The sequence below is a fragment of the Variovorax sp. SRS16 genome (genome assembly GCF_901827165.1).
In the GTDB taxonomy this organism is placed as follows: domain Bacteria; phylum Pseudomonadota; class Gammaproteobacteria; order Burkholderiales; family Burkholderiaceae_C; genus Variovorax.
This window is the reverse complement of the sequence record NZ_LR594669.1, coordinates 284,774-304,879: the sequence shown is the minus strand read 5'-3', so window position 1 is coordinate 304,879 and position 20,106 is coordinate 284,774. Positions and strand designations below refer to the sequence as shown.

14 protein-coding genes are annotated in these 20,106 nt (G+C 67.7%); 7 read left to right on the top strand and 7 right to left on the bottom strand.

All coding sequences use genetic code 11. The annotated features are described in order from the left end of the window. Window positions 1-107 precede the first annotated feature (107 nt). Window positions 108-3,419 carry an ATP-binding protein gene (locus E5P2_RS36380; RefSeq protein ID WP_162571918.1) on the top strand — a complete coding sequence of 1,104 codons (3,312 nt, stop codon included), beginning with the start codon at window positions 108-110 and terminating at the stop codon, window positions 3,417-3,419. Between the two features lie 23 nt (window positions 3,420-3,442). Beyond that, entirely contained in the window at window positions 3,443-4,105 is a 663-nt protein-coding gene (locus E5P2_RS36375; protein ID WP_232077689.1) for a redoxin domain-containing protein, read from the top strand. A gap of 37 nt (window positions 4,106-4,142) precedes the next feature. Here the strand turns inward: E5P2_RS36375 and E5P2_RS36370 are convergent, their stop codons facing one another. From E5P2_RS36370 to E5P2_RS36345, 6 genes are all read right to left on the bottom strand, one after another. Then, window positions 4,143-4,766: a DedA family protein gene (locus E5P2_RS36370; protein ID WP_232081056.1), complete on the bottom strand. Its 624-nt coding sequence runs from the start codon at window positions 4,764-4,766 to the stop codon at window positions 4,143-4,145. A 107-nt stretch (window positions 4,767-4,873) separates the two neighbouring features. Next, window positions 4,874-6,208 (bottom strand): NAD(P)/FAD-dependent oxidoreductase, encoded by a 1,335-nt coding sequence (locus E5P2_RS36365; RefSeq protein WP_162571917.1) that lies wholly within the window; start codon window positions 6,206-6,208, stop codon window positions 4,874-4,876. Next, the gene (locus tag E5P2_RS36360; protein ID WP_162571916.1) at window positions 6,201-7,847 is read right to left on the bottom strand and encodes a hydantoinase B/oxoprolinase family protein; all 1,647 of its coding nucleotides are present in this window, start codon (window positions 7,845-7,847) and stop codon (window positions 6,201-6,203) included. Before E5P2_RS36360 ends, E5P2_RS36365 begins: the two co-directional genes overlap by 8 nt. Window positions 7,848-7,852: 5 nt before the next feature. Beyond that, window positions 7,853-9,925, bottom strand: coding sequence for a hydantoinase/oxoprolinase family protein (locus tag E5P2_RS36355; RefSeq protein ID WP_162571915.1), 2,073 nt, complete (start codon window positions 9,923-9,925; stop codon window positions 7,853-7,855). Then, window positions 9,922-11,520 (bottom strand): ABC transporter substrate-binding protein, encoded by a 1,599-nt coding sequence (locus E5P2_RS36350; protein WP_162571914.1) that lies wholly within the window; start codon window positions 11,518-11,520, stop codon window positions 9,922-9,924. Before E5P2_RS36350 ends, E5P2_RS36355 begins: the two co-directional genes overlap by 4 nt. Before the next feature lie 182 nt (window positions 11,521-11,702). Continuing rightward, on the bottom strand, window positions 11,703-12,563 hold the full coding sequence (locus E5P2_RS36345; protein WP_162571913.1) for an IclR family transcriptional regulator: 861 nt from the start codon (window positions 12,561-12,563) through the stop codon (window positions 11,703-11,705). A 117-nt stretch (window positions 12,564-12,680) separates the two neighbouring features. On the opposite strand from E5P2_RS36345, the gene gdhA reads away from it, so the two are divergent. Further along, the gene (gdhA, locus tag E5P2_RS36340) at window positions 12,681-14,024 is read left to right on the top strand and encodes an NADP-specific glutamate dehydrogenase (RefSeq protein ID WP_162571912.1); all 1,344 of its coding nucleotides are present in this window, start codon (window positions 12,681-12,683) and stop codon (window positions 14,022-14,024) included. Between the two features lie 30 nt (window positions 14,025-14,054). On the opposite strand, the gene E5P2_RS36335 is transcribed toward gdhA, so the two are convergent. Next, the gene (locus tag E5P2_RS36335) at window positions 14,055-14,882 is read right to left on the bottom strand and encodes an IclR family transcriptional regulator (RefSeq protein ID WP_162571911.1); all 828 of its coding nucleotides are present in this window, start codon (window positions 14,880-14,882) and stop codon (window positions 14,055-14,057) included. Between the two features lie 105 nt (window positions 14,883-14,987). On the opposite strand from E5P2_RS36335, the gene E5P2_RS36330 reads away from it, so the two are divergent. From E5P2_RS36330 to E5P2_RS36315, 4 genes are all read left to right on the top strand, one after another. Next, complete coding sequence (locus tag E5P2_RS36330) at window positions 14,988-15,872, top strand: FAD binding domain-containing protein (RefSeq protein ID WP_162571910.1); 885 nt, start codon at window positions 14,988-14,990, stop codon at window positions 15,870-15,872. Further along, window positions 15,865-16,359, top strand: a complete 495-nt coding sequence (locus tag E5P2_RS36325; protein ID WP_162571909.1) for a (2Fe-2S)-binding protein — start codon at window positions 15,865-15,867, stop codon at window positions 16,357-16,359. Before E5P2_RS36330 ends, E5P2_RS36325 begins: the two co-directional genes overlap by 8 nt. Further along, window positions 16,356-18,716: a xanthine dehydrogenase family protein molybdopterin-binding subunit gene (locus E5P2_RS36320; RefSeq protein WP_162571908.1), complete on the top strand. Its 2,361-nt coding sequence runs from the start codon at window positions 16,356-16,358 to the stop codon at window positions 18,714-18,716. Before E5P2_RS36325 ends, E5P2_RS36320 begins: the two co-directional genes overlap by 4 nt. Before the next feature lie 117 nt (window positions 18,717-18,833). Next, complete coding sequence (locus E5P2_RS36315; RefSeq protein WP_162571907.1) at window positions 18,834-19,832, top strand: ABC transporter substrate-binding protein; 999 nt, start codon at window positions 18,834-18,836, stop codon at window positions 19,830-19,832. Window positions 19,833-20,106 lie beyond the last annotated feature (274 nt).

The following is a 20,106-nucleotide window of genomic DNA, read 5'->3' as shown; positions in this document are numbered from 1 at the left end:
CAACTGGGGGTTGCCGGGCGTTCAATCGCATCCCAGGGACCGCCGGCCGAGGTCGATGTCGATCCGGTGGCGCCGCCACCGGAATTGGCGCAGCATTGCGGCACGCGATGACCATCACCTGTGTCGGCTGCGGCGGCGAAGTGCCGCCCGCGTCCTCCTTCTGCCAGCGCTGCGGGCGTCGGCTGGCCGGGCCTTGCCGGGCCTGCGGCTTCGCGTGCGAGGCTGAGTTCGCGTTCTGTCCGCGCTGCGGCGCGGACTTGGGGCCGGGTCGTGCGCCGAGCACGGTGGCGCCGCCGCCGCCGCCGCCGCCGCCGCCGGCCGACAGCGTCGATCACCAGGCGGATCGGCGCCTGGTCACGGTGCTGTTCGCCGATCTGACGGGCTTCACCTCGCTGGCCGAACGGACCGACCCGGAACGCCTGCGCGCCTTCCAGAACGCCCTGTTCGAGACCATGGCGCAGGCCGTCGCCCGCTACGAGGGCTTCGTCGAGAAGTTCGTGGGCGACGCGGTGATGGCGGTGTTCGGCGCGCCGCGTGCGCACGAGGACGATCCTGTGCGCGCCATCCAGGCCGCGCAGGAGATGCTGCAGGCCATGCAGCGGCTCAGTCTGCAATGGGCCGGCCGCCTGGGTGGCCCGGTGACCCTTCACATCGGGATCCACACCGGGCCGGTCGTGGCCGGCAGCCTGGGCGGTGTCGCCGGCGGTGCCGGCGCTGCCTACGCCGTCACGGGCGACACCGTGAGCACGGCCTCGCGGCTGCTGTCGGCTGCCGCGCCCGGCGCCGTGTTGGTGTCGGAGACGACGCAGGCCTTGGCGCGGCACCGCTTCAGCTTCCTGCCGGCCGAGACCCTGGCATTGCGCGGCAAGGCGCAGCCGCTGCGGGCTCACCAGTTGGCCGGCGCGCGCGATGACGTGCTCTCGGCACGCGGCTTGGCCGAACTGGGCCTGGCCGCGCCGCTGGTCGGGCGCGCCGAGGCGATGGCGTGCCTGCTGGCTGCATTCGATCGAATGCACAGCGGCCGCGCCCAGGTCGTCAGCGTGGTCGGCGAAGCCGGCGCCGGCAAGTCGCGCCTGCTGGCCGAACTGTTCGCGCGGCTGGAACGCGATGGCCGGCTGGCGGCGACGGCGGTGCGCCGTACCAGTTGTTCGTCGCTCGGAGAGCCGACCTACGGCACCTTCGGCGCGCTGTTCCGCGAGGCCTATCGCGTCGACGCAGGGGATCCGCTCGAACTGGCTCGGCGCAAGCTGCACGACGGGCTGCTGGCGCTCGGCGCCGACGCCGACGAAACCGATGCGATCGCGCAGGTACTGCCCTACCTGCTCGGCCTGCAGGATGATGCGCGGCCGCGCGATATCGAGCCCGAGCAGTTGCAGCGTCAGATCACGCTGGCGGCGCGCTCGCTGATCGAGCGCCGGTTGGCGCAGCGGCCGCTGATGGTGGTGGTCGACGATCTGCATTGGGCCGACGCGGCGTCGGTCGATCTGCTGCGCGAGGTGGCCGACCAGTTGGCCGACCGGCCCCTGATGCTGCTGGTCCTGCAGCGCCCCGATGCGCGTGCACTGCGCCCCACCCGCGCCCAGCAGGCAGTGGTCGAGCTGGGTCCGCTGGGCAACGCAGACGCACAGGCGCTCGTGGATCACCTCCTCGGCACGCCGGCGGACGCCGCCCTGGCGCCGGTGCGCGATTTCGTCGCGACGCGCGCCGGCGGCAACCCGCTGTTTGTCGAGGAAATCGTTCGCAGCCTCGCGGGCAACGGCCTGCTGGTGCGCCAGGAGGATCGCTGGGTGTGCGAGGCGCCGTACGAGGCGATGGACGTTCCCGCCACGCTGTACGGCCTTCTGCTGTCGCGCATCGACCGGCTGGGCAGCGACGACCGCCGAACGCTGCAGGAAGCCGCGGTTCTCGGCGCCGAGTTCGACAGCACCCTGCTGCAGCGCATCGCGGGCGATGCGCCCCAAGCCACGGCGGCAGCACTGGCCCGGCTGGCCGCGGCCGACCTGATCCGCAGCGAGGGTGCCGGCGGTGCGCAGCGCTGGCGCTTCACGCACGCGCTGCTGCACGAGGTGACCTACCAGAACCTGTTGCTGACGCGGCGCGCCGAATTGCACCAGCGCACCGCCCTCGCGCTGGAAGCCGCGCTCGGCGCACGCGCGCAGTCGCCGATCGGAGACGAGGCCGGCAGCCCGGGCCGTCTGGCCGAACTGGAGGCGCTGGGCCATCATTGGAGCCTGTCGCCGGACAAGGTGCGCGGCGCGCGTTACCTGCTGGACGCCGGCGACTGGGCACGCGCGGTCTATGCCAACGACGACGCGCTGCGCCACTACGAACGCGCGCTGCGCACGCTGGCCGAAGTCTCGGCGGAAACGCCGGCGCCGGCGGCCGCCGTCGAGGCCGCGGAACTCGACGCACGCGAGCGCATCGCCGATCTGCTGGGCCTCAAGGGGCAGCACGCCGAGGCGCTGGCGCATTACGACACCGTGTATCAGACCGTGGAACAGCACAACGATCCGGTCCGCGCTGCACGCTTGCTGCGCAAGATGGGCGGCCTGCATTGGCAGGCCGGAGAGCGCGATCGTGCCAGCGCCTGCTTCAGCGCCGGACTGGAACGCCTGGGCGACGACGGCGATGCCATCGAGCGCGGGCACCTGCTCCAGGAGATGGGCCGGTTCGCGTTCCGTGCCGGCGACAACGCCACCGCCGTGGCGTTCGCACAGCGCGCGCTGGTGGCGTTGCCGGCCGCCGACGACAGCCTTCCGGAGCGCACGCGCGAGGCCACCGTCGTGCGCGCCGAGGCATGCAACACGCTGGGCGTTGCGCTGGCGCGTCTGGGCAGGCCCATCGAGGCGGTGACACAGATCGAAAGCAGCGTCGCCCAGGCCGAAGCCCAACACCTGCTGCAGGCCGCCTGCCGCGGCTACACCAATCTCGGGGTGCTCTATGCATCGCTCGATCCGCAGCGCAGCATCGAGACCTGCCTGCGTGGCCTCGAAACCGCCAGGAAGGTCGGGGATCTCGGCTTCCAGTCGCGGCTCTACGCCAACCTGGCGGTGGCCTACTGCGCGCTGACCAATCGCTGCGAGGCCGAGGGCATCGCGGCGGCACAGGCGGCGGCAAGCCTGGACCGCCGCCTCGGCCTGCTGGATCACCTCGCCGTGCCGCTGATCGTTCTCGGCCAGATCCACCAATGCCACGGCGATCATGCGCAGGCGTTCGCGTGGTACCAGGAAGCCTTGCAACTGGCCGAGCAGATCGACGAGCCACAACTGCTGTTTCCTTGCTACGATGGTTTGGCAACGCTGTACCTTGACACGGGCCGCCCGGCACAGGCCGAGACCTATCTCGCCAAGGCGCAGGCCGTGTGCGAGCGCGCCGGACTCGAGCCCGACGCCTTGATGGTGCTTCCATTCCTCTGCTGATTTTTGTTGGAAGGAGTCCGGACATGACAACCTCAACTGCAGCGATGCTTCCGCCCATGGCGCCGGGAGACGCGGCCCCTGACTTCGCGCTGCCGGCGGTGGCCGGACCCGAGGTCGTTTCACTCGACCAATACCGCGGACGCAGTCCGCTGTTCCTGGCGCTGCTGTTGGGCCTGTGGTGTCCGTTCTGCCGGCGGCAGCTCGTCCAGCTCGGCAACTTCGAGAGCAGACTGAAGGCGCTGGGTGTCGAGACCGTCGCCGTGGTGGCCACCGAGCCGGAGAACGCGCGGCTGTACTTCAAGTTCCGGCCGACGCGGCTGCGCCTGGCCGCCGACCCCGATCTGACCACGCACCGTGCCTACCGGGTGCCCAAACCGGAACCCACGCCCGACATGCTGCAGGCCATGGCCGAGACCCGCATCAATCCATTCGGCGACCTGCCTGAACCGTTGCCGATCGCCGAGGTGGCCAAGCTGATGCAGGAACGCGATGGCTACGCCTACACGCCGACCGACCAGGGCGAGGTCGAGCGGCAGTGGCCGCAGCTGAAGGCCCTGTTCCTGATCGATCGCGAGGGCATCGTGCGCTGGGCGAACATCGAGTGCGGCGCCGAGGGCCTGGCCGGCATCGGCAAGTTTCCGTCCGAGGAGGTGATCCTCGACGCGGCACGCGCCTGCGTTGCCTGACAAAGCCCGGCGGCACGCGACTGCTGCGCCATCCCGCTCAGGACGAGCTTGCCCTTGGGCATCCATCTGCTCGCCGGCGACGGCGCATGCACAGCCAGCGAACCAGGCCCACTGCGGCGGCGATGGCAACACCCGCCAACAGGGCCATGCCTTCGTAGCGATCGAGATCGGCGATCAGCCAGTGCAGCGTCTGACCGAACAGATAGCCCAGGCCCGTGAACAGCGGCGCCCAGAGCGCGGCGCCGAGCATGTTCAGCCGCGCAAATCGGAAGGCCGACACGTCGGTCATGCCGATCGCGAAGGGCCCGATGAGGCGCAGGCCATACATGAATCGCACGCCGATGATCAAGGCCGCCTGGTGACGTTCAATCAGCGGCGTGACGAGCCGGACGCGCGCCGCCATGGCCGGCGACCGGCGCAGCATGACGGTGCCATAGCGGCGGCCCAGATGAAAAAGAATCTGATCGCCCAGCGTGCCGCCGCAGAACGCCAGCGCCACGACCGGGATCAACGAGAGATAGCCGCGATGGGCCGCAAGACCCGCCAGCAACAGCACGGACTCGCCCTCGAGCAGGCTGCCGGCGAACACGGCGGCGTACCCGTAGTGGGAGACCAGATGCGCCAGGTACATACCGGATTCCCTTCCGAACATCACCGCCATTGTCTATCGATATCGGCGCGTGGCGGACCTCTTGAATCAGGCGCTGCAGATGCGCCCGAGAAGCGATGGCGCGGAGACCCGGCGCACCGCTCGCGAGCGATCGGCGCTCAGGCGAGCCGGTCGCGCAAACGGTAGTACGACATCATCATTTGCACCCCTGCGCGATGCAGGCGGTGCAGTGGAATCGGGTGCAGCGCGGACACCGGGTAGGGCAGCCGCCGGTCGCCATCGTCCAGGCAGGCCTGTGCGAGCACGCGGCCCATCGCGGCGGTCATTGCAACGCCCCGGCCATTGAAGCCGAGCGCGGTCGTCAGGCCCGGCGCCAGGCGGTGCAGGTGTGGCATGAAATCGGGCGTCATCGCGACGCGGCCGGCCCAGCGAAACGGAAACGCGACTTCATCGAGCTGCGGATAGAGACGCCTGGCCATCGCGATCAGCCGGCGCGCGTCGTGGGCGCTCGGGTCCGGCCGGAACGGCCCGCGCGCGCCGATCACGAAACGCCCGGCCGCGTCGCGCCGGAAGTAGTGAACGAGGTGCCGGTCGTCGGTCATCGTCTGCCGGCGCGGCAGGATGCTCGCGCCGAGCGCGGCGGGCAGCGGATCGGTGGCGATCTGCATCGAATACAGCGGCACGATGGATTCGCGAAGACCGGGCCACAAGCGCGTGGAGTACCCGTTGGTCGCGAGCACGACGCGGCGCGCATGAAGCTCGCCTTCCGGCGTGGCGACGCGCCATGCGCCGTCCACGGATTCGAGGCGGACCACCGGCGAACCGACGAACAGCGAAGCGCCGCGGCCGACGGCCGCGCTCGCCAGGCCACGCGCGTACTTGAGCGGATTCACGCTGCCGGCGTTGCCGAGCAACCAGCCCGATCGGAAATGCGTGGTGCCGGACAGCTGCGCGATCTCGTCGGCGTCCAACAGCTGCGCGTCGGCGCCGACCTTGCGCCAGGCCAGGCAGCGCCGATGCAGCACCTGCCCGCCGGCGGCGTTGCGGGCACCCTGGATCCAGCCCGTGCGCTCGGCGTCGCAGGCAATGCCGTACTTGTCGATCAGCGCGAAGACATCGTCGGCCGAGCGCATGACCATGTCGATCATGTCGCGTCCCGCTTCCTCGCCGAAGCGCGCCATGATGGCCTGGGGTTCATGCTTGAACACCGGAATCACCTGGCCGCCATTGCGGCCCGAAGCACCGAAGCCGGGTTCGCGAGCGTCCACGATGGCCACCTGCACGCCGCGCTCGATCAGCGCCAGCGCCGTGGCGAGCCCCGTGTATCCCGCGCCGACCACCACCACCTCGGCACGGTGGCTGCCGCGCAGCACCGGCAGCGCCGGCGCGGGCGCTGCGGTCCGTGCCCACAGCGATCGGTCCAGACCGTCGCCCGGCCGCTCCACCGATGTCTGGACCGATTGGCGTATCGCGATCGAATGACTGTCAGACATAGGACTCGCCGGCATCGCGGGCCGTCAGGGCCGGGTCGCGCTCGCTCGCCGGACCCCAGCCCCCGCCGCCCGCGCTTTCCAGCCGCACCACATCACCTCGACGCAGCCCGACGCCGATCGCCTTCGTCGACAGCGGGCGCGCATCGGGCCGGCCGGGGTTCAGGACCGCCGAAGCCGGCCGGCCGGCTTCGCCGCCGAATGCGCCCCAGGGCGCCGTCGCTGCATTGCCTTGCTGGAAGAAAACGCTGACCATGAGGTCATCGGCCAGCATCTCGTAATCGCGGCGCATCGCGAGTCCGCCGCGCTGCCGCCCCGGGCCGCCCGACCCCTGAACGAGTTCGCTGCACCGCACGCGCACAGGGCTGATCGTCTCGACGATCTCCGCCGACAGGACGCCGCAGTTGCCGCCGTGCGTGTCCACCGCGTCGAGCCCGTCGCCGCCATCGAAGCCGCCCATGCCGCCGCCGATGATGTCGTGCAGGATGAAATAGCGCGCCGGCTCGGCGGGGCCGCCGCGCGGATCGAAGCCGCCGGCCCGCAGGCCGGGAAAGGAAATCTGCGAGCCGGCCGACGAGCGCTCGGGCACCACGTCGACCAGTGCCTTGAGGACCACGTCGGCCACCGCCTGCTGCGCGAAGTGGCGATTGCCTACCGCGGCCGGCCGCGTCGGATTGAGGAACGATCCCTCGGGTACGCGAATGCGCACCGCTCGGTTGCCGCCTTCGTTGCGCGGGCCATCGGCTGCCGTGAGGCCGCGAATGGCGTACAGCGCCATCGAGTGGGTGGAAGACAGCGGGCAATTCAGGGCATTGCGCCGCTGCCGGTCGGTGCCGGTGAAATCGATGGTGATGTCCGTCTCGCCGATCGTCACTTCGACGGCGATGCGCAGGGGTTCCGGGCTGCTGACGTCGTCCTCCATCAGCAGCTCGGCGCGGCGTACCACGTTGGGCAGCGCCCGCAGGGCATTGCGGACATAGCGCTCGCCGTAGTCCAGGCATTCGCCGGCCAGCTCGAGGAATCGCTCGCGCCCATACCGATCGCTCAGCTCGGCAACGCGCCGCTCGCCGGTGCGGCAGCCCGCGATCTGGGCCGACAGGTCGCCGATGCAAGCCCGCGGATTGCGCACGTTGCCTTCGATGAACCTGAAGATGGTCTCGTTGCGAACGCCGCCTTCCACGAGCTTCATGGGCGGGAACAGCAAGCCTTCGGCGAACACCTCCAGGTTGTCGGGCGCCGTCGTGCTGGGAAGCTTGCCGCCGATGTCCACATGATGGGCAATCGTCGAGGCGATCGCGACCAGCCGGCCGTCGGCGAACACCGGGCTGAAGAGAACGACGTCGGGCGTATGCGTGCAACCCCGGTAGGGATCGTTGCAGATGAGGACATCGCCTTCCCGCCAGGTATCGAGCGGGATCTCGCGGGCCACGCCCTGCAGCGCATGGCCCATCACGCCCAGCTGGGCAGGAATCGTCTCGGCCTGCGCCAGCAATTCGCCGCCGGCCGTGAAGACCGCGCAGGAATAGTCGAGCATGTCCCAGATGATGGGCGAGAACGCCGAGCGCCGAAGCGCGGCCGACATCTCCTCGGCGATCGCGCTGAGCTGGAACTGGAAGACATCGCGGTCCAGAAGATTTGCCAAGCCACTCATTGCGCTACCTCGCGATCACGGATTCGCAGAATGCCGCCCGGTGCGACGCGCAGGCTCTGCTGCGGCAGAACGAACACGGTCGTGTCGGGCTGGTTGACGACCAGCGGGCCGGGGATGGTGTCGCCCTCGCGCAGTTGCGAGCGCGCCATGACGCGGCTGCGCACCCATCCCGTTTGCGGCCCCAGATAGATGTCACGCGTGCGCGGTGGCGCACCGGGGTGGCTGTCATCATGGTCATCGCGGCGCGTATCCTGCTGCGCCTGCGGCCGGCGCACACGCCCGACCGCCTCGATGCGCACATTGACGATCTCCGCCGGCGAGGCTGCATCGGCGAAGCCGAACTCGCGTTCGTGCCGCGCGCGGAACAGCTCGAACACATCGGCCGCGGACCACCAGTCTTCGAGCACGGCGGCGGGCATCTCGACCGTCAGCTCGTGCATCTGTCCCTGGAAGCGCAGATCGGCGAGCGGCCGCATGTCGCGGTCGGCGGGTGCGACCTCGTCCCGCGCGAACGCCTCTTCGGCGCGTTGCCGCAGCGCCTTGTAGGCTTCTCGCAGGGCCTCGGGGGCCACGGCCTCCAGGGGCCCGTGAAAGGATTTCTGCAGCGCGTAACGAATGTCCGACAGCAACAGACCCTCCGCGGAAAGAACGCCCGGCCGCAGCGGAATCAAGACCTCCGACATGCCCAGGTCGCGCGCGAGGAAGGGCGCGAAGATCGAACCGGCGCCGCCGAACGACAGCAGAGCGAAGTTGCGTACGTCGTAGCCGCGCTCCACCGACAGCCCGCGGATCGCCTGCGCCATCTGGACATTGGCCATCGTCAGCATGCCGAAGGCCGCTTCCTCGATCGGCACGCCCAGCGGTTGCGCCACATGCGCATCGATGGCGCGGCGCGCGGCGGCCAGGTCGAGCTGCATCTCGCCATTCAGATACTCGTCTGCATTCAGCAGCCCGGTGATGAGCGCGGCGTCGGTCAAGGTCGGGTGCTCCCCGCCCAGGCCGTAGCACGCGGGGCCGGGCACCGAGCCGGCCGATGTGGGCCCGACGCGGATGGCACCACCGAGATCGACCCAGCCGATCGAGCCGCCACCGGCCGAGATGGTCTGGATGTCGAGCGACGCGATGCGCAGCACTTCGCCCTTGAGCAGCCGCTCATTCGCCATGCGCGACTGGCCGTCGCTGAGCAGGGAGAAGTCGGCCGAAGTGCCGCCCATGTCGAAGGTGATGAGCTCGGGCACGGCCAGCTCGCGGCTGATGCCCTGTCCCGCGATCACGCCGCCCGCCGGTCCCGAGAGCAGCATGCTTGCGGGGTTGTCGCGCGCGGCGCGCACCGTCGACACGCCGCCGTCGCTGCGCATCATCAGGATCGGCGCACGCACGCCGATCTTCGGCAGCGCGCGCTCCAGCTTTCCGATGTACTGATCGACGGCCGGGCCCACGTAGGCGGCCGTGACGGTGGTGTTGGCGCGCGGGTACTCCTCGATCTGCGGATTGATCACGCTGCTCAGGTACACCGGCACGTCGGGCAGGCGCTTGCGCAGCGCTTCCAGCAGCAGGCGTTCATGCGTGTCGTCGAGGTGGCTGAACAGAAGGCACACGGCCACGGCTTCCGGTTCGACCGCAGCGATCGCATCGGCGGCGCGGGCCGCGTCGGCCGCGGACAGCGCACGGACCACCTGGCCGGCCGAATCGGTCCGTTCGTCGACTTCGATCACGCGGGAGCGCGGCACCAGCGGCGCGAGCCGCTGCTGGGTCAGCGAGTAGGTTTGCGGCCGGCGCTGCGTGCCGATCTCGAGCACATCGCGAAAGCCGGCAGTGACCGCGAGCGCCACCCGCGCGCCCGACCGGGTGAGCCAGGCGTTGGTCGCGATCGTGAAACCGTGGACGAAGCTGTCGATGTCGCTCGCAGCCACACCGGCACGGCGCGCCAGCCGCTCGATGCCGTTGCAGATGGCGTCGCTGGATCCCGGTGTGCTGAGCACCTTCTCGGCATAGGTCGCGCCGGTGCGCCCGTCCGCGATGACGAGGTCGGTGAACGTGCCACCGACGTCTGCAGACAGCGCGATCATGCGACCACGATCTCGTCGAAGGGCGCGAGCGCGCCGAACACGCCGTTCGGAACGTTCTTCACCCGCTTGTGGTGGAACGTGACGTAGATGCTTTCGTTGGTCCAGATCAGCGGCAAGTCCGCGGTGACCGTCTTCTGGAAATCCGCGTACAAGGCGCGGCGCCTGCCGGGGTCCGGCTCCACGGCCGCACGATCGAGCAGGTCGTCCACCTTCGGATTCGAATAGCCGCCCGTGTTGCTCCACGCCACCTTCTTGATGTTCGAGCTGAGGAAGGAACGATGCACGCCCACCAGCGGATCGGACCAGTTCCACGTCGAATTCATCGTCAATTGATAGTTCCACTGTCCGACCTTGTTGGACCAGTCGGCGAGATCGGTGGACATGCGCAGCGTGATGTCGATGCCCACGCGCCGCAGCTGGGATCGCAGGTACTCGGCCACCAGCGACATGCTGTCCGGGTCGAAGGTCGGGATGTCCAGCGTCAACGCGAAACGGGTGCCCTCTGCCTTTCGCAAATGGCCGGCCGCATCGAGCAAGGCGTTGGCCTTGGCCAGGTCGGTCGGATAGACCGTGACGGCCTTCGCATCGAAGTACTCGTTCCCGCTGTGCAGCGGGCCGTCCAGCCGCTTCGACAGCTTGTGATGCAGCGTCTTGACGATGAAGTCCTTGTCGATCGCGTGGGCGATCGCCTGGCGCACGCGCAGATCGTTCAGTGGCGCCTGGCGCAGGTTCATCTCGAGGTAGGCAACAGGACCGAGTGCTTCATAGCCCGAGCGCACCGTCACCATGTTCGGGTTGGACTGCAGACTCACCATGTCCGGAATCCGCAGGAAGGAGAAGGGGAGATAGTCGATATCGCCCCGTTCGAGCATGAGTCTGCGCGACAGCGAATCTTCGGCGATCTTCAGCACCACGCGTTCCAGGTACGGCCGATTCGGCCGGAAGAAATGGGGGTTGCGCTCCAGGATCACGTATTCGCCGGCCTTCCATTCGACGAACCGGAACGGGCCGGAGCCGACGGGTTTCGCGTTGGCCGGGTTGGTCTGGATCGGCCCGTTGGCCGGACCGTAGACGTGCTCCGGGATGATCGGCGTGAGCGCCGGCGTCAGCACGCCGAACAAGCCTTGGAACGGATGCTTCAGGCGGATCTCCACCGTCAGGTCATCCACCGCGCGCACCGATTCGAGCACGGCCGAATAGGTCACCGACATCAACGGGTGCGATGCCTTGACCGTTTCGATCGAGAACGCGACATCGCGCGCCCTGATCGGCCGGCCGTCATGGAAGGTCGCGCCTTCGACGAGCTTGAAGCGAACCACCAGCCCGTCCGGAGAGACTTCCCAACTGCGGGCGAGGTAGGGCTGCGGCTTGAAACGACTGTCGAGTTGCACGAGCCCGGCGAAGATCTGCGTCGCCGGAACACCGGTCGCGTTGCCCGACTGGATCGCCGAGTTGAGCGTTCGCATGGTCTGGGACGCCAACGTGACCGTCCCACCTTGCCGCGCGGCCGGCTGAGCCCACGCCGGCGCGAGCGCCGTCAGCGAAAAGAGCAAGCCAGCCGATTGGCCCACGAAGTCGCGCCGGGATTCCTGCATGCCGTTCTCCATTCCGTTTCAAGATTTCGCGAGCAAGTCCTCGCGCAAGCTGTCCATCACCCGTCACTCGATAAATCGAATAGCGATACGCTCGTGGTGATAATCGATATGATGGATTTGAGCTTGTCCGTTGTCAAGCATGGCTTGAAAGAACGGTCGACCTCGGAAACGCCGCGCGGATTTCAGGTTTTCCGGCGCGCCGCATTGCGCCGGCCGGGCACTGCCTGAGGGTGCAGGCCGACACGGAACGGCTCGGCATCCTTGGCTGAAGGCGGCGTCGTGCAAATCAGGCGCATGGTCTCCATCAGCATCGGCGCGATCTCCTCTTGCAGTCGATCCAGCGTCCACCGCGTGCTCGATCCCGAGACATTGATGCTCGCGATCGGTCGACCCATCCGATCGAAGATCGGTACACCGATGCCGAGGTCGCCCTGGTAGTACTCGCCGTTGGCGAGGCTGTAGCCGCGTTCGCGCGATTGAGCCAACAGCTCGAGCAATTCCGGGATCTCTGTCACGGTGGTCGGCGAGTAACGGCGACGGTCCGAGCGCTGCAGGATTTCGCGCGCCGCATCTGTAGGCAATGCCGCCAGGTAGGCGCGCCCTGCCGCCGTGCAGAACATCGGCAATCGGCGCCCGACCGGCATGTAGACCGGCATGGTTTGACGGCCAGGGAAGCGGCCCACGAAGATCATGTCCACGCCGTCGGGTTCGGAAATGTTCACGGTCTCGCCGCACTGCCGATTCAACTCGAGCAGATAGGGATTCGCACGCTCGAGGGTGCGATCCACCTGCAGGTAGCGGTAGCCCAATTCAAGCACCCGGGGTGTCAGCGAATAGCGCTTGGACTCCGCATCCTTGGTCACATAGCCCAGCGCCTCGAGCGTGAAGGCGAAGCGCTGTGCCGCGCTCTTGCTGATGCCGGCTGCCGAGGCGAGCTCGGGCAGGTTCATGCTCGTTCGACCCGCATCGAATGCGAGCAGCACATCCAGGCCTTTCGCGAACGATTGAACGAACAACCCGCCGTCCACCACGCCTTCATTCATCGAGAGTCCCCGGCTTCTTCCATTGAGAGCAGCGCATTTTGCATGGTTCCTGCGCAGCAGTCGGCATCCCTCAAAATACGCGGCTCGATAAATTCAAGCCTCATTCCAAGGAGCCAGATGACGCACGCGACCGCCGATGATTTTCTTGCCTACGTAGGCCAACGCAACCCGGGGCAACCGGAATACCTTCAGGCGGTGACGGAGGTGATACAGAGCCTCTGGCCCTTCATCGAAAAGCACCCCAAATACCGCTCATACGGGCTGCTCGAACGCCTGGTGGAGCCCGAGCGCGTGATCATGTTCCGTGTCTCGTGGGTCGACGATCGCGGCGAGGTCCAGGTCAATCGCGGATTCCGGATTCAGCACAGTCTGGCGATCGGTCCGTACAAGGGTGGCCTGCGCTTTCATCCCTCCGTCAATTTGTCGATCCTCAAGTTCCTTGCTTTCGAACAGACCTTCAAGAACGCGCTGACCACATTGCCGATGGGCGGCGGCAAGGGCGGCTCGGATTTCGATCCCAAAGGCCGCAGCCAGGGCGAGGTGATGCGTTTCTGTCAGGCGTTCATCACCGAGCTGTATCGGCATCTCGGCGCCTACACCGATGTCCCCGCGGGTGACATCGGCGTCGGCGCCCGCGAGGTCGGCTTCATGGCGGGCATGATGAAGAAACTCACGAACCGCGCGGACTGCGTCTTCACCGGGAAGGGCCTTTCGTTCGGTGGCTCGCTGATCCGTCCCGAGGCCACCGGCTATGGGAACGTCTATTTCGTGCAGGAGATGCTCAACCATGCGGGCCGCAGCCTCGACGGCATGCGCGTCGCCGTTTCCGGCGCGGGCAACGTGGCGCAGTACACGATCGAAAAGGCGATGGCGCTCGGCGCCAAGGTCGTGACGGTCTCGGATTCCAGCGGTACCGTGCTCGACGAAGAAGGATTCACGCCGGAGAAGCTGGCGATTCTGAGCGAGGTCAAGAACCACCTGTATGGCCGCGTCAGCGACTACGCCAGGCAGACCGGAACACGCTTCATCGCGGGTGCGACACCCTGGCACGTTCCCGTGGACGTCGCCATGCCGAGCGCCACGCAGAACGAATTGAACGAGGAAGATGCGAAGACGCTCGTCGGGAATGGGGTGATCTGCGTTTCCGAGGGCGCCAACATGCCGACGACGATCGACGCAGTGAGGGTGTTCGAGCAGCACGGCGTGCTCTTCGCGCCAGGCAAGGCGAGCAACGCGGGCGGCGTCGCGACATCCGGATTGGAGATGAGCCAGAACGCCGAACGACTGTCCTGGCCGCGCGAGGAGGTGGACAAGCGCCTGCTCCAGATCATGCAAAGCATCCACGCGGCCTGCCTGCACAACGGCACCCGGGAGGACGGGCGCGTCAGCTATGTCGACGGGGCCAACGTCGCTGGCTTCGTCAAGGTGGCCGATGCCATGTTGGCCCAAGGCGTGACCTGACGCGACGAAGACGGCCTCGCGACCCGGGGCTCAGGCCGAATCGCCCAGTTCGGACAGCAGCGCGGAGATCCGCGCGGCCGTTGCGCGCACGTCCCGCTCGATGCTGGCGCGCGCCCTCGGGCCGATCCGGAACGCCGGCCCGGCGACGGAGAGCGCCAGCACCACCTTGTCGGCCTGGCGGATCGGCACGGCAACCGCCCAGAGACCGGAGGTGATTTCCGCGCTGCTGTATCCGACATCGTCTGCGCGGATCTGGTCGAGTTCCTTGCGCAGCTGCGCGACAGCCTGGCCTCGTGCTTCGGCGCGAAGCTGCTGCAGGTAGCGCTCGCGCTCTGCGTCGGACTGGAACGCGAGCAGCACCTTCGGCGCCGCGCCGCGGTGCAGCGGAAAGGCCGCGCCGAGTTCGTAGGCAATCCGCATCGCGTGCGGCGATTCCACCTTGTCGATGCACACGCCGTTGCCGCCTACGGGCTGGATCAGCAGCACCGTCTCTCCCGTTCGTGCCGCCAGGCTTGCGACCTCGGCCTTGGCAAGCTCCGGATAGCGGATGGCCTCGCGTCCCGCCGCGGCCACACGCAGCAACGTCGGTGCGATGCAGTACCGGCCTTGCCCGTCATCGCTGAGAAAGCCCATCTCCTTGAGCAGCGCCGCATAGCGGTAGGTCGTGCTGACGGGTGCGCCCACGGCTTCGGCCAGCGCGTCGATCGAGAGCCAGGGGCGCTTGGCGTTGAATTGCAGCAGCAGGCCGAGGACCTTGCGCGCACTTTCGGCGCCCGTGGTCTGGCGGCTTGCCGGCCGCTTCGCGAGGCGATCGATGGGGGCGGGCGAAGGCCTTGACGGCTTGCGGGGAGGGGCCATGGGGGATCAGGTGGTTGCGTCGTTTGACTGTTCTCATTATGCGATAAATAATTCTCACCATGCAAGAACAATCCGCGCAGCGCCAAGCTGCACTTCTGGAGCGCCATGAAGCCGCCGGTGTTTGACTATTTCGCGCCCACCTCGCTCGATGAGGCCTTGCATCTGCTCGATCTGCATGGCGAGGGTGCGAGGCCGCTCGCCGGCGGGCAGAGCCTGATGCCGGCCTTGAACTTCAGGCTGGCCGCGCCCAGCGCGCTGATCGATCTCAATGGCATCGAGGCGTTGTCGGGCGTGCGCGTCGAAGCCGATGGCTCGCTCGTGGCCGGTGCGATGACGCGGCATCGCTTCTTCGAGACCAGCCCGCTGATCCGCGAGCGCCTGCCGCTGGTCCACCACGCGATGCACCTGGTGGCCCACGTGGCGGTGCGCAACCGCGGCACCATCGGCGGCAGCCTCTGCTATTCCGATCCGTCGGCCGAGTGGCCCGCGCTGTGCCTCGCCTGCGAGGCGCAAATGGTGATGCAGGGACTGGCCGGTGTGCGGCGCCTGCCGGCGCGGGATTTCCTGATCAACATGTTCGCGACCGCATTGGCACCGGATGAAATCCTGACCGAGGTGGTCTTTCCCGCGTGGCCGCCCACCCGGCGCTGGGGCTTTCAGGAAGTCTCGCGGCGCAAGGGCGATTTCGCGATCGTCGGTGCCGTGTGCGTGCTCGACATCGATGCCGATGGCCTGTGCGAATCGGCACGCATCGTCGTCTTCGGTGCGACCGACAGTCCGGTCGTGCTGCCCGAAGCGGCCGCCGAACTGCAGGGGCATCGACCCGATCCCGACCGCGTGCATCGGGCCGCGCTGCACGCGCGCGACGCGATCGAATGCCGCTCCGATCTTCATGCCAGCGCCGACTACCGCAGCGAGCTGGTGCAGGCGCTGACCACGCGCGCACTCCTTCAGGCCCTGGCCGATGCCAACGCCTCTTACCATGCCTGACAAGATCTCGATCACCGCATTCGTGAACGATGCACCCGTGTCGGCCAGCGTCGAGCCGCGCTGGACGCTGGCGGACTTCCTGCGCGGCGCGCTGCGCCTGACCGGCACGCACCTCGGCTGCGAGCACGGCGTGTGCGGCGCCTGCACGGTGCTGCTGGACGGTGCGGCCGTGCGCTCCTGCCTGACGCTCGCGGTGCAGATCAACGGCCGTCGCGTGGTGACGGTCGAGGGGCTGTCGCCGCCGCGGGGACTGTCCGTGCTGCAGCAATGCTTCAGGCGCCACCACGCGCTGCAATGCGGCTTCTGCACGCCCGGCATGCTGGTCACGGCGCACGCGCTGCTGGCCGAGACACCGTGTCCGGCGCGCGAACAGATCGTCGATGCCATCTCCGGCAACCTGTGCCGCTGTACCGGCTACATCCCGATCGTCGATGCGATCGAGGCCGCAGCCGCGCATCCACGCAGCGCGGGCGGATCGGCATCATGAACCGCGATCTGCCTGAGGTCGGTCGCGCGCTGGAGCGCTTCGAGGATGCGCGCTTCCTGCGCGGCGAAGGATGTTTCGTCGACGACATGCAGCTGCCCGGCATGTGCCATGCGGTGATCGTGCGCAGCGCTGTGGCGCATGGGCGCCTCGTCGGCATCGATGCGTCGGCCGCGCTCGAGATGCCGGGCGTGCTCGCGGTGCTCACCCATGCCGACATTGCCGCGTGGTGCTCGGAGATTCCGGTGCGCGTGGGGCCGGTGCCGGGGTTCGAGCACTTCCTGCAGCTGCCGATCGCCGTCGACACGGTGCGCTATGTCGGCGAGCCTTTGGCCGTCGTCATCGCGGAGGACCGCTATGTCGCCGAGGACGGTGCCGACCTCGTCTACGCGGACATCGAGCCGCTGGATGTGGTGGCCGACATGGACCGTGCCCTGCACGGCGAAGTCTTCGTGCATGCGCACCGGGCCAGCAACGTCGCCGCCCACTACGAGGTGAGCCGCGGCGATCCGGATGCCGTCTTCGCAAAGGCCGACTACGTGCGCAAGGAGTGCTTCCATTGCCATCGGCATTCGTCGGTGCCGCTGGAGACGCGCGGACTGCTGGCGCAGTGGGATGCCGCGACCGGGCGCCTGAGCGTCTGGGGCGCGGCCAAGGTGCCGTTCTACAACCGGCGCCTGCTGGCGCAGATGATGGGCCTGGCGGAAGACCGGATCGACCAGATCGAGATCGACGTCGGCGGCAGCTTCGGTTCGCGCGGCGAGTTCTATCCCGAGGATCTGCTGATCCCGGCGGCGGCGCGTCGGGTCGGCCGACCCGTGAAGTGGATCGAGGACCGGCGCGAGAACCTGATCGCGATGAACCATTCGCGCGACATCGATTGCGAACTGGAGATCGCGGCCACGCGCGAAGGCCGGATCCTGGGCCTGCGCGCGCGCATGCGCACCGACATCGGCGCCTATGCGCGCACCACCGGCGGCATCGTCTCGGCCAAGGCGGCGTCCTTCCTGCCCGGCCCCTACGACATCGCGAACTACCACTGCGAGGTGCATGCGCTCGTCACGAACAAGACGCCCTCGGGCACCTACCGCGGTCCGGGACGCTACGAGGCCAACTTCTTTCGCGAACGGTTGATGGACATGATGGCGCAGGATCTCGGTCTCGATCCGGCGGCGATGCGCCTTCGCAACCTGATCCGGCGCGAGCAGATGCCGTATCCGATGGGCAAGCTGGTGCCGTACGAAGGCGCCGCCGAGTACGACACCGGCGACTATCCCGCGGTGTTCCGGCAGGCACTGGAGAAGATCGACTACGCCGCGCTGGCCGGCCTGCGCGGCCGGCAGGTGGACGGCAAGTTCCACGGCATCGGCATGGCCTGCTTCGTGGACAGCAGCGGCGCGGGGCCGGCCGAATATGCGCGCCTCGTCGTGCGTTCGGCGGACGAATTCGACCTGTACTCGGGCGCCTCCAGCAGCGGGCAGGGCCACGAAACCAGCTTCGCGCAGATCCTGGCCGACGAACTCGGCGTGGCCGCGCAACAGGTGCGCGTGCACCACGGCTCCACCACTGGCCTGGCGCACGGCTTCGGCACCTACCATGGCCGCGGCCTGGTCATGGGCGGCAGCGCGGTCAAGCGCGTGGGGGAGACCTTCGTGTCGCAATTGCTGAAGGAAGCGGCGCGGCGGCAGGAGGGTGCGGCGGACGATCTGCGCTACGAGCGTGGCGCTGTGATGAACGACCGCACGCAGCAACCCGTGCTCACGATCCGCCAGCTGTGCGAAGAGGCCGCGCAAGGCAGCGAAATGGCACGTGAGCTGCTGGAAGCCGACGGCAGCTTCGAGCAGAAGGTCGTGACTTTCGAATACGGTTCGCAGATCGTTCACGTGACGATCGACCCGATGACCTGGGTGCTCGAGGTCGAGCGGCTGGTCACGGTGGGCGATTGCGGCACGGTGATCAACCCGCTGATCGTGCACGGCCAGGTGCTCGGTGCTTCGGTCCAGGGATTGGGCGGCGCCTTGCTCGAGGAATTCGTTTACGACGCGCAGGGACAGATGGTGTGCGGCAGCTTTGCCGACTACCTGCTGCCGACCAGCACCGACTTCCCGCGCGTGGAGGCTTACCACATGGATCTCGGGCCTTCGCTGCTCAATCCGCTCGGCGCCAAGGGCGTGGGCGAGGGCGGCATCGAGGGCGCGGGGGGCGCCATCGCGAACGCGGTGGCCGACGCATTGCAGTCCCTCGGCGTCGAGGTCGTGGCGTTGCCCCTGTCGCCGAACCACATCGCACGACTCGTGCGCGAGGCGCGCCACAGGTCGCTCAGCGATGGTCTTTCTGGTGCCTCGGACCCAATTGCGTGAATCCGTGGCGCGAGTTGGTGCCGATTCACGCGCAAAGGCGTCGCTGAGATTCGAATGCTTGACAGTCCGAATTATTGTGATCACAGTGTGTGATCTTCTCTATTCGGAGCCATTCCCATGACGACGGTTCGACGGTTTGCCAAGGTCCTTGTTCATTCGTTGCTCGGCATCGCCGTGTGGAGTTCGGTCAGCGCCACGGCCTCGGCCGCGGAGCAGGTCAATGTGCGCTTCAGCTGGAAGCTCAAGGGCGAATACGCAGCCTTGTACGTCGCGAAGGAGAAGGCCTACTTCGCCCGCGAAGGCCTGGAGGTTCGCCTCGGCGAGGGCGCCGGCGCACCGGCCGCGCTGGGCGGATTGCTGCAGGGACAGGAGGATCTGGTGCTGCTGCCGGGCGTGTTCGCGCTGACCGCCATCAGCAAGGGCATGCCGATCAAGATCGTCGCGCTCTACCACCCGAGGACGCCGGTCGCGCTCATCTCCTGGCCCGAGAAGCCGGTGCGCGTGCCCAAGGATCTCGAGGGCAAGTCCATCGCGACATCGATCGGTGAAACCGGCACCACCTATCTGGACTCGTTCTGCAAGAAGAACCGCATCGATTGCGACAAGGTGAAGCGAGTGCAAGTGAATGCACAGACCCGCGTGACGCAGTTCATCCAGCACCAGGTCGACGTCGTGAGCGTCTACCAGACGAACGACCTGCCCATCATCGAAGAGAAGGAAGGCACCAAGTTCGTGGTGCTGGAGATGGACAAGCACGGCCTCGACGTGCCGGGCATGGCGCTGGTGAGCAGCGACGCCATCATCGCGAAGAAGCCGGAAGTCCTGCGCAAGTTCCTCAAGGCCGTCGGCGAAGGCGTGAGCGAGATGAAGAAGAACACGCCCGAGGCCGCCGAGATGATGATGAAGAACTGGCCCGGCCATCCGAGCGCTACGGCGGTCGCCGCGCAGGTCAAGGCGACGGCTGCGGCGATCCCGATGTCCAAGGGCCATCCCGTGGGCTGGACCGACGACAAGGTCATCGTCGATGCGTTGGCCATGCTCAAGGAGACCGGCGAGATCGAGGCGCCCAAGCCGAGCGCTGCCTACTTCACGAACGATCTGCTCGGCGGCAAGTAGCTTCATCCTGAAACCAGGCGGTGCTTGGTGTTCGGCCGGAAACTTGCCACCATGGCGGTGGAAGGAACGGTTGAACCCCAAGGAGCCGCCACATGACGCATGACCCGGCGCTGAAGCCCGCCACCCCACTTGCCAATGCCAGCCGCCGGCGCTTTCCCGGCGAGAGCGACGATGACCGCAGGACTATCGCTTCGAGGGCGAACGCGGGCCGGTTTCGCTGTCCGGTCTTTTCGAAGGGCACGACACGCTCGTCACCTACAACTGGATGTTCGGC

Bases quoted from the DNA above. Each gene is read 5' to 3' on its own strand.
- E5P2_RS36380 (WP_162571918.1), top strand. From the start codon at position 108: ATGACCATCACCTGTGTCGGCTGCGGCGGCGAAGTGCCGCCCGCGTCC.
- E5P2_RS36375 (WP_232077689.1), top strand. From the start codon at position 3,443: ATGACAACCTCAACTGCAGCGATGCTTCCGCCCATGGCGCCGGGAGAC.
- E5P2_RS36370 (WP_232081056.1), bottom strand. From the start codon at position 4,766: ATGGCGGTGATGTTCGGAAGGGAATCCGGTATGTACCTGGCGCATCTG.
- E5P2_RS36365 (WP_162571917.1), bottom strand. From the start codon at position 6,208: ATGTCTGACAGTCATTCGATCGCGATACGCCAATCGGTCCAGACATCG.
- E5P2_RS36355 (WP_162571915.1), bottom strand. From the start codon at position 9,925: ATGATCGCGCTGTCTGCAGACGTCGGTGGCACGTTCACCGACCTCGTC.
- E5P2_RS36350 (WP_162571914.1), bottom strand. From the start codon at position 11,520: ATGCAGGAATCCCGGCGCGACTTCGTGGGCCAATCGGCTGGCTTGCTC.
- E5P2_RS36345 (WP_162571913.1), bottom strand. From the start codon at position 12,563: ATGAATGAAGGCGTGGTGGACGGCGGGTTGTTCGTTCAATCGTTCGCG.
- gdhA (WP_162571912.1), top strand. From the start codon at position 12,681: ATGACGCACGCGACCGCCGATGATTTTCTTGCCTACGTAGGCCAACGC.
- E5P2_RS36335 (WP_162571911.1), bottom strand. From the start codon at position 14,882: ATGGCCCCTCCCCGCAAGCCGTCAAGGCCTTCGCCCGCCCCCATCGAT.
- E5P2_RS36330 (WP_162571910.1), top strand. From the start codon at position 14,988: ATGAAGCCGCCGGTGTTTGACTATTTCGCGCCCACCTCGCTCGATGAG.
- E5P2_RS36325 (WP_162571909.1), top strand. From the start codon at position 15,865: ATGCCTGACAAGATCTCGATCACCGCATTCGTGAACGATGCACCCGTG.
- E5P2_RS36320 (WP_162571908.1), top strand. From the start codon at position 16,356: ATGAACCGCGATCTGCCTGAGGTCGGTCGCGCGCTGGAGCGCTTCGAG.
- E5P2_RS36315 (WP_162571907.1), top strand. From the start codon at position 18,834: ATGACGACGGTTCGACGGTTTGCCAAGGTCCTTGTTCATTCGTTGCTC.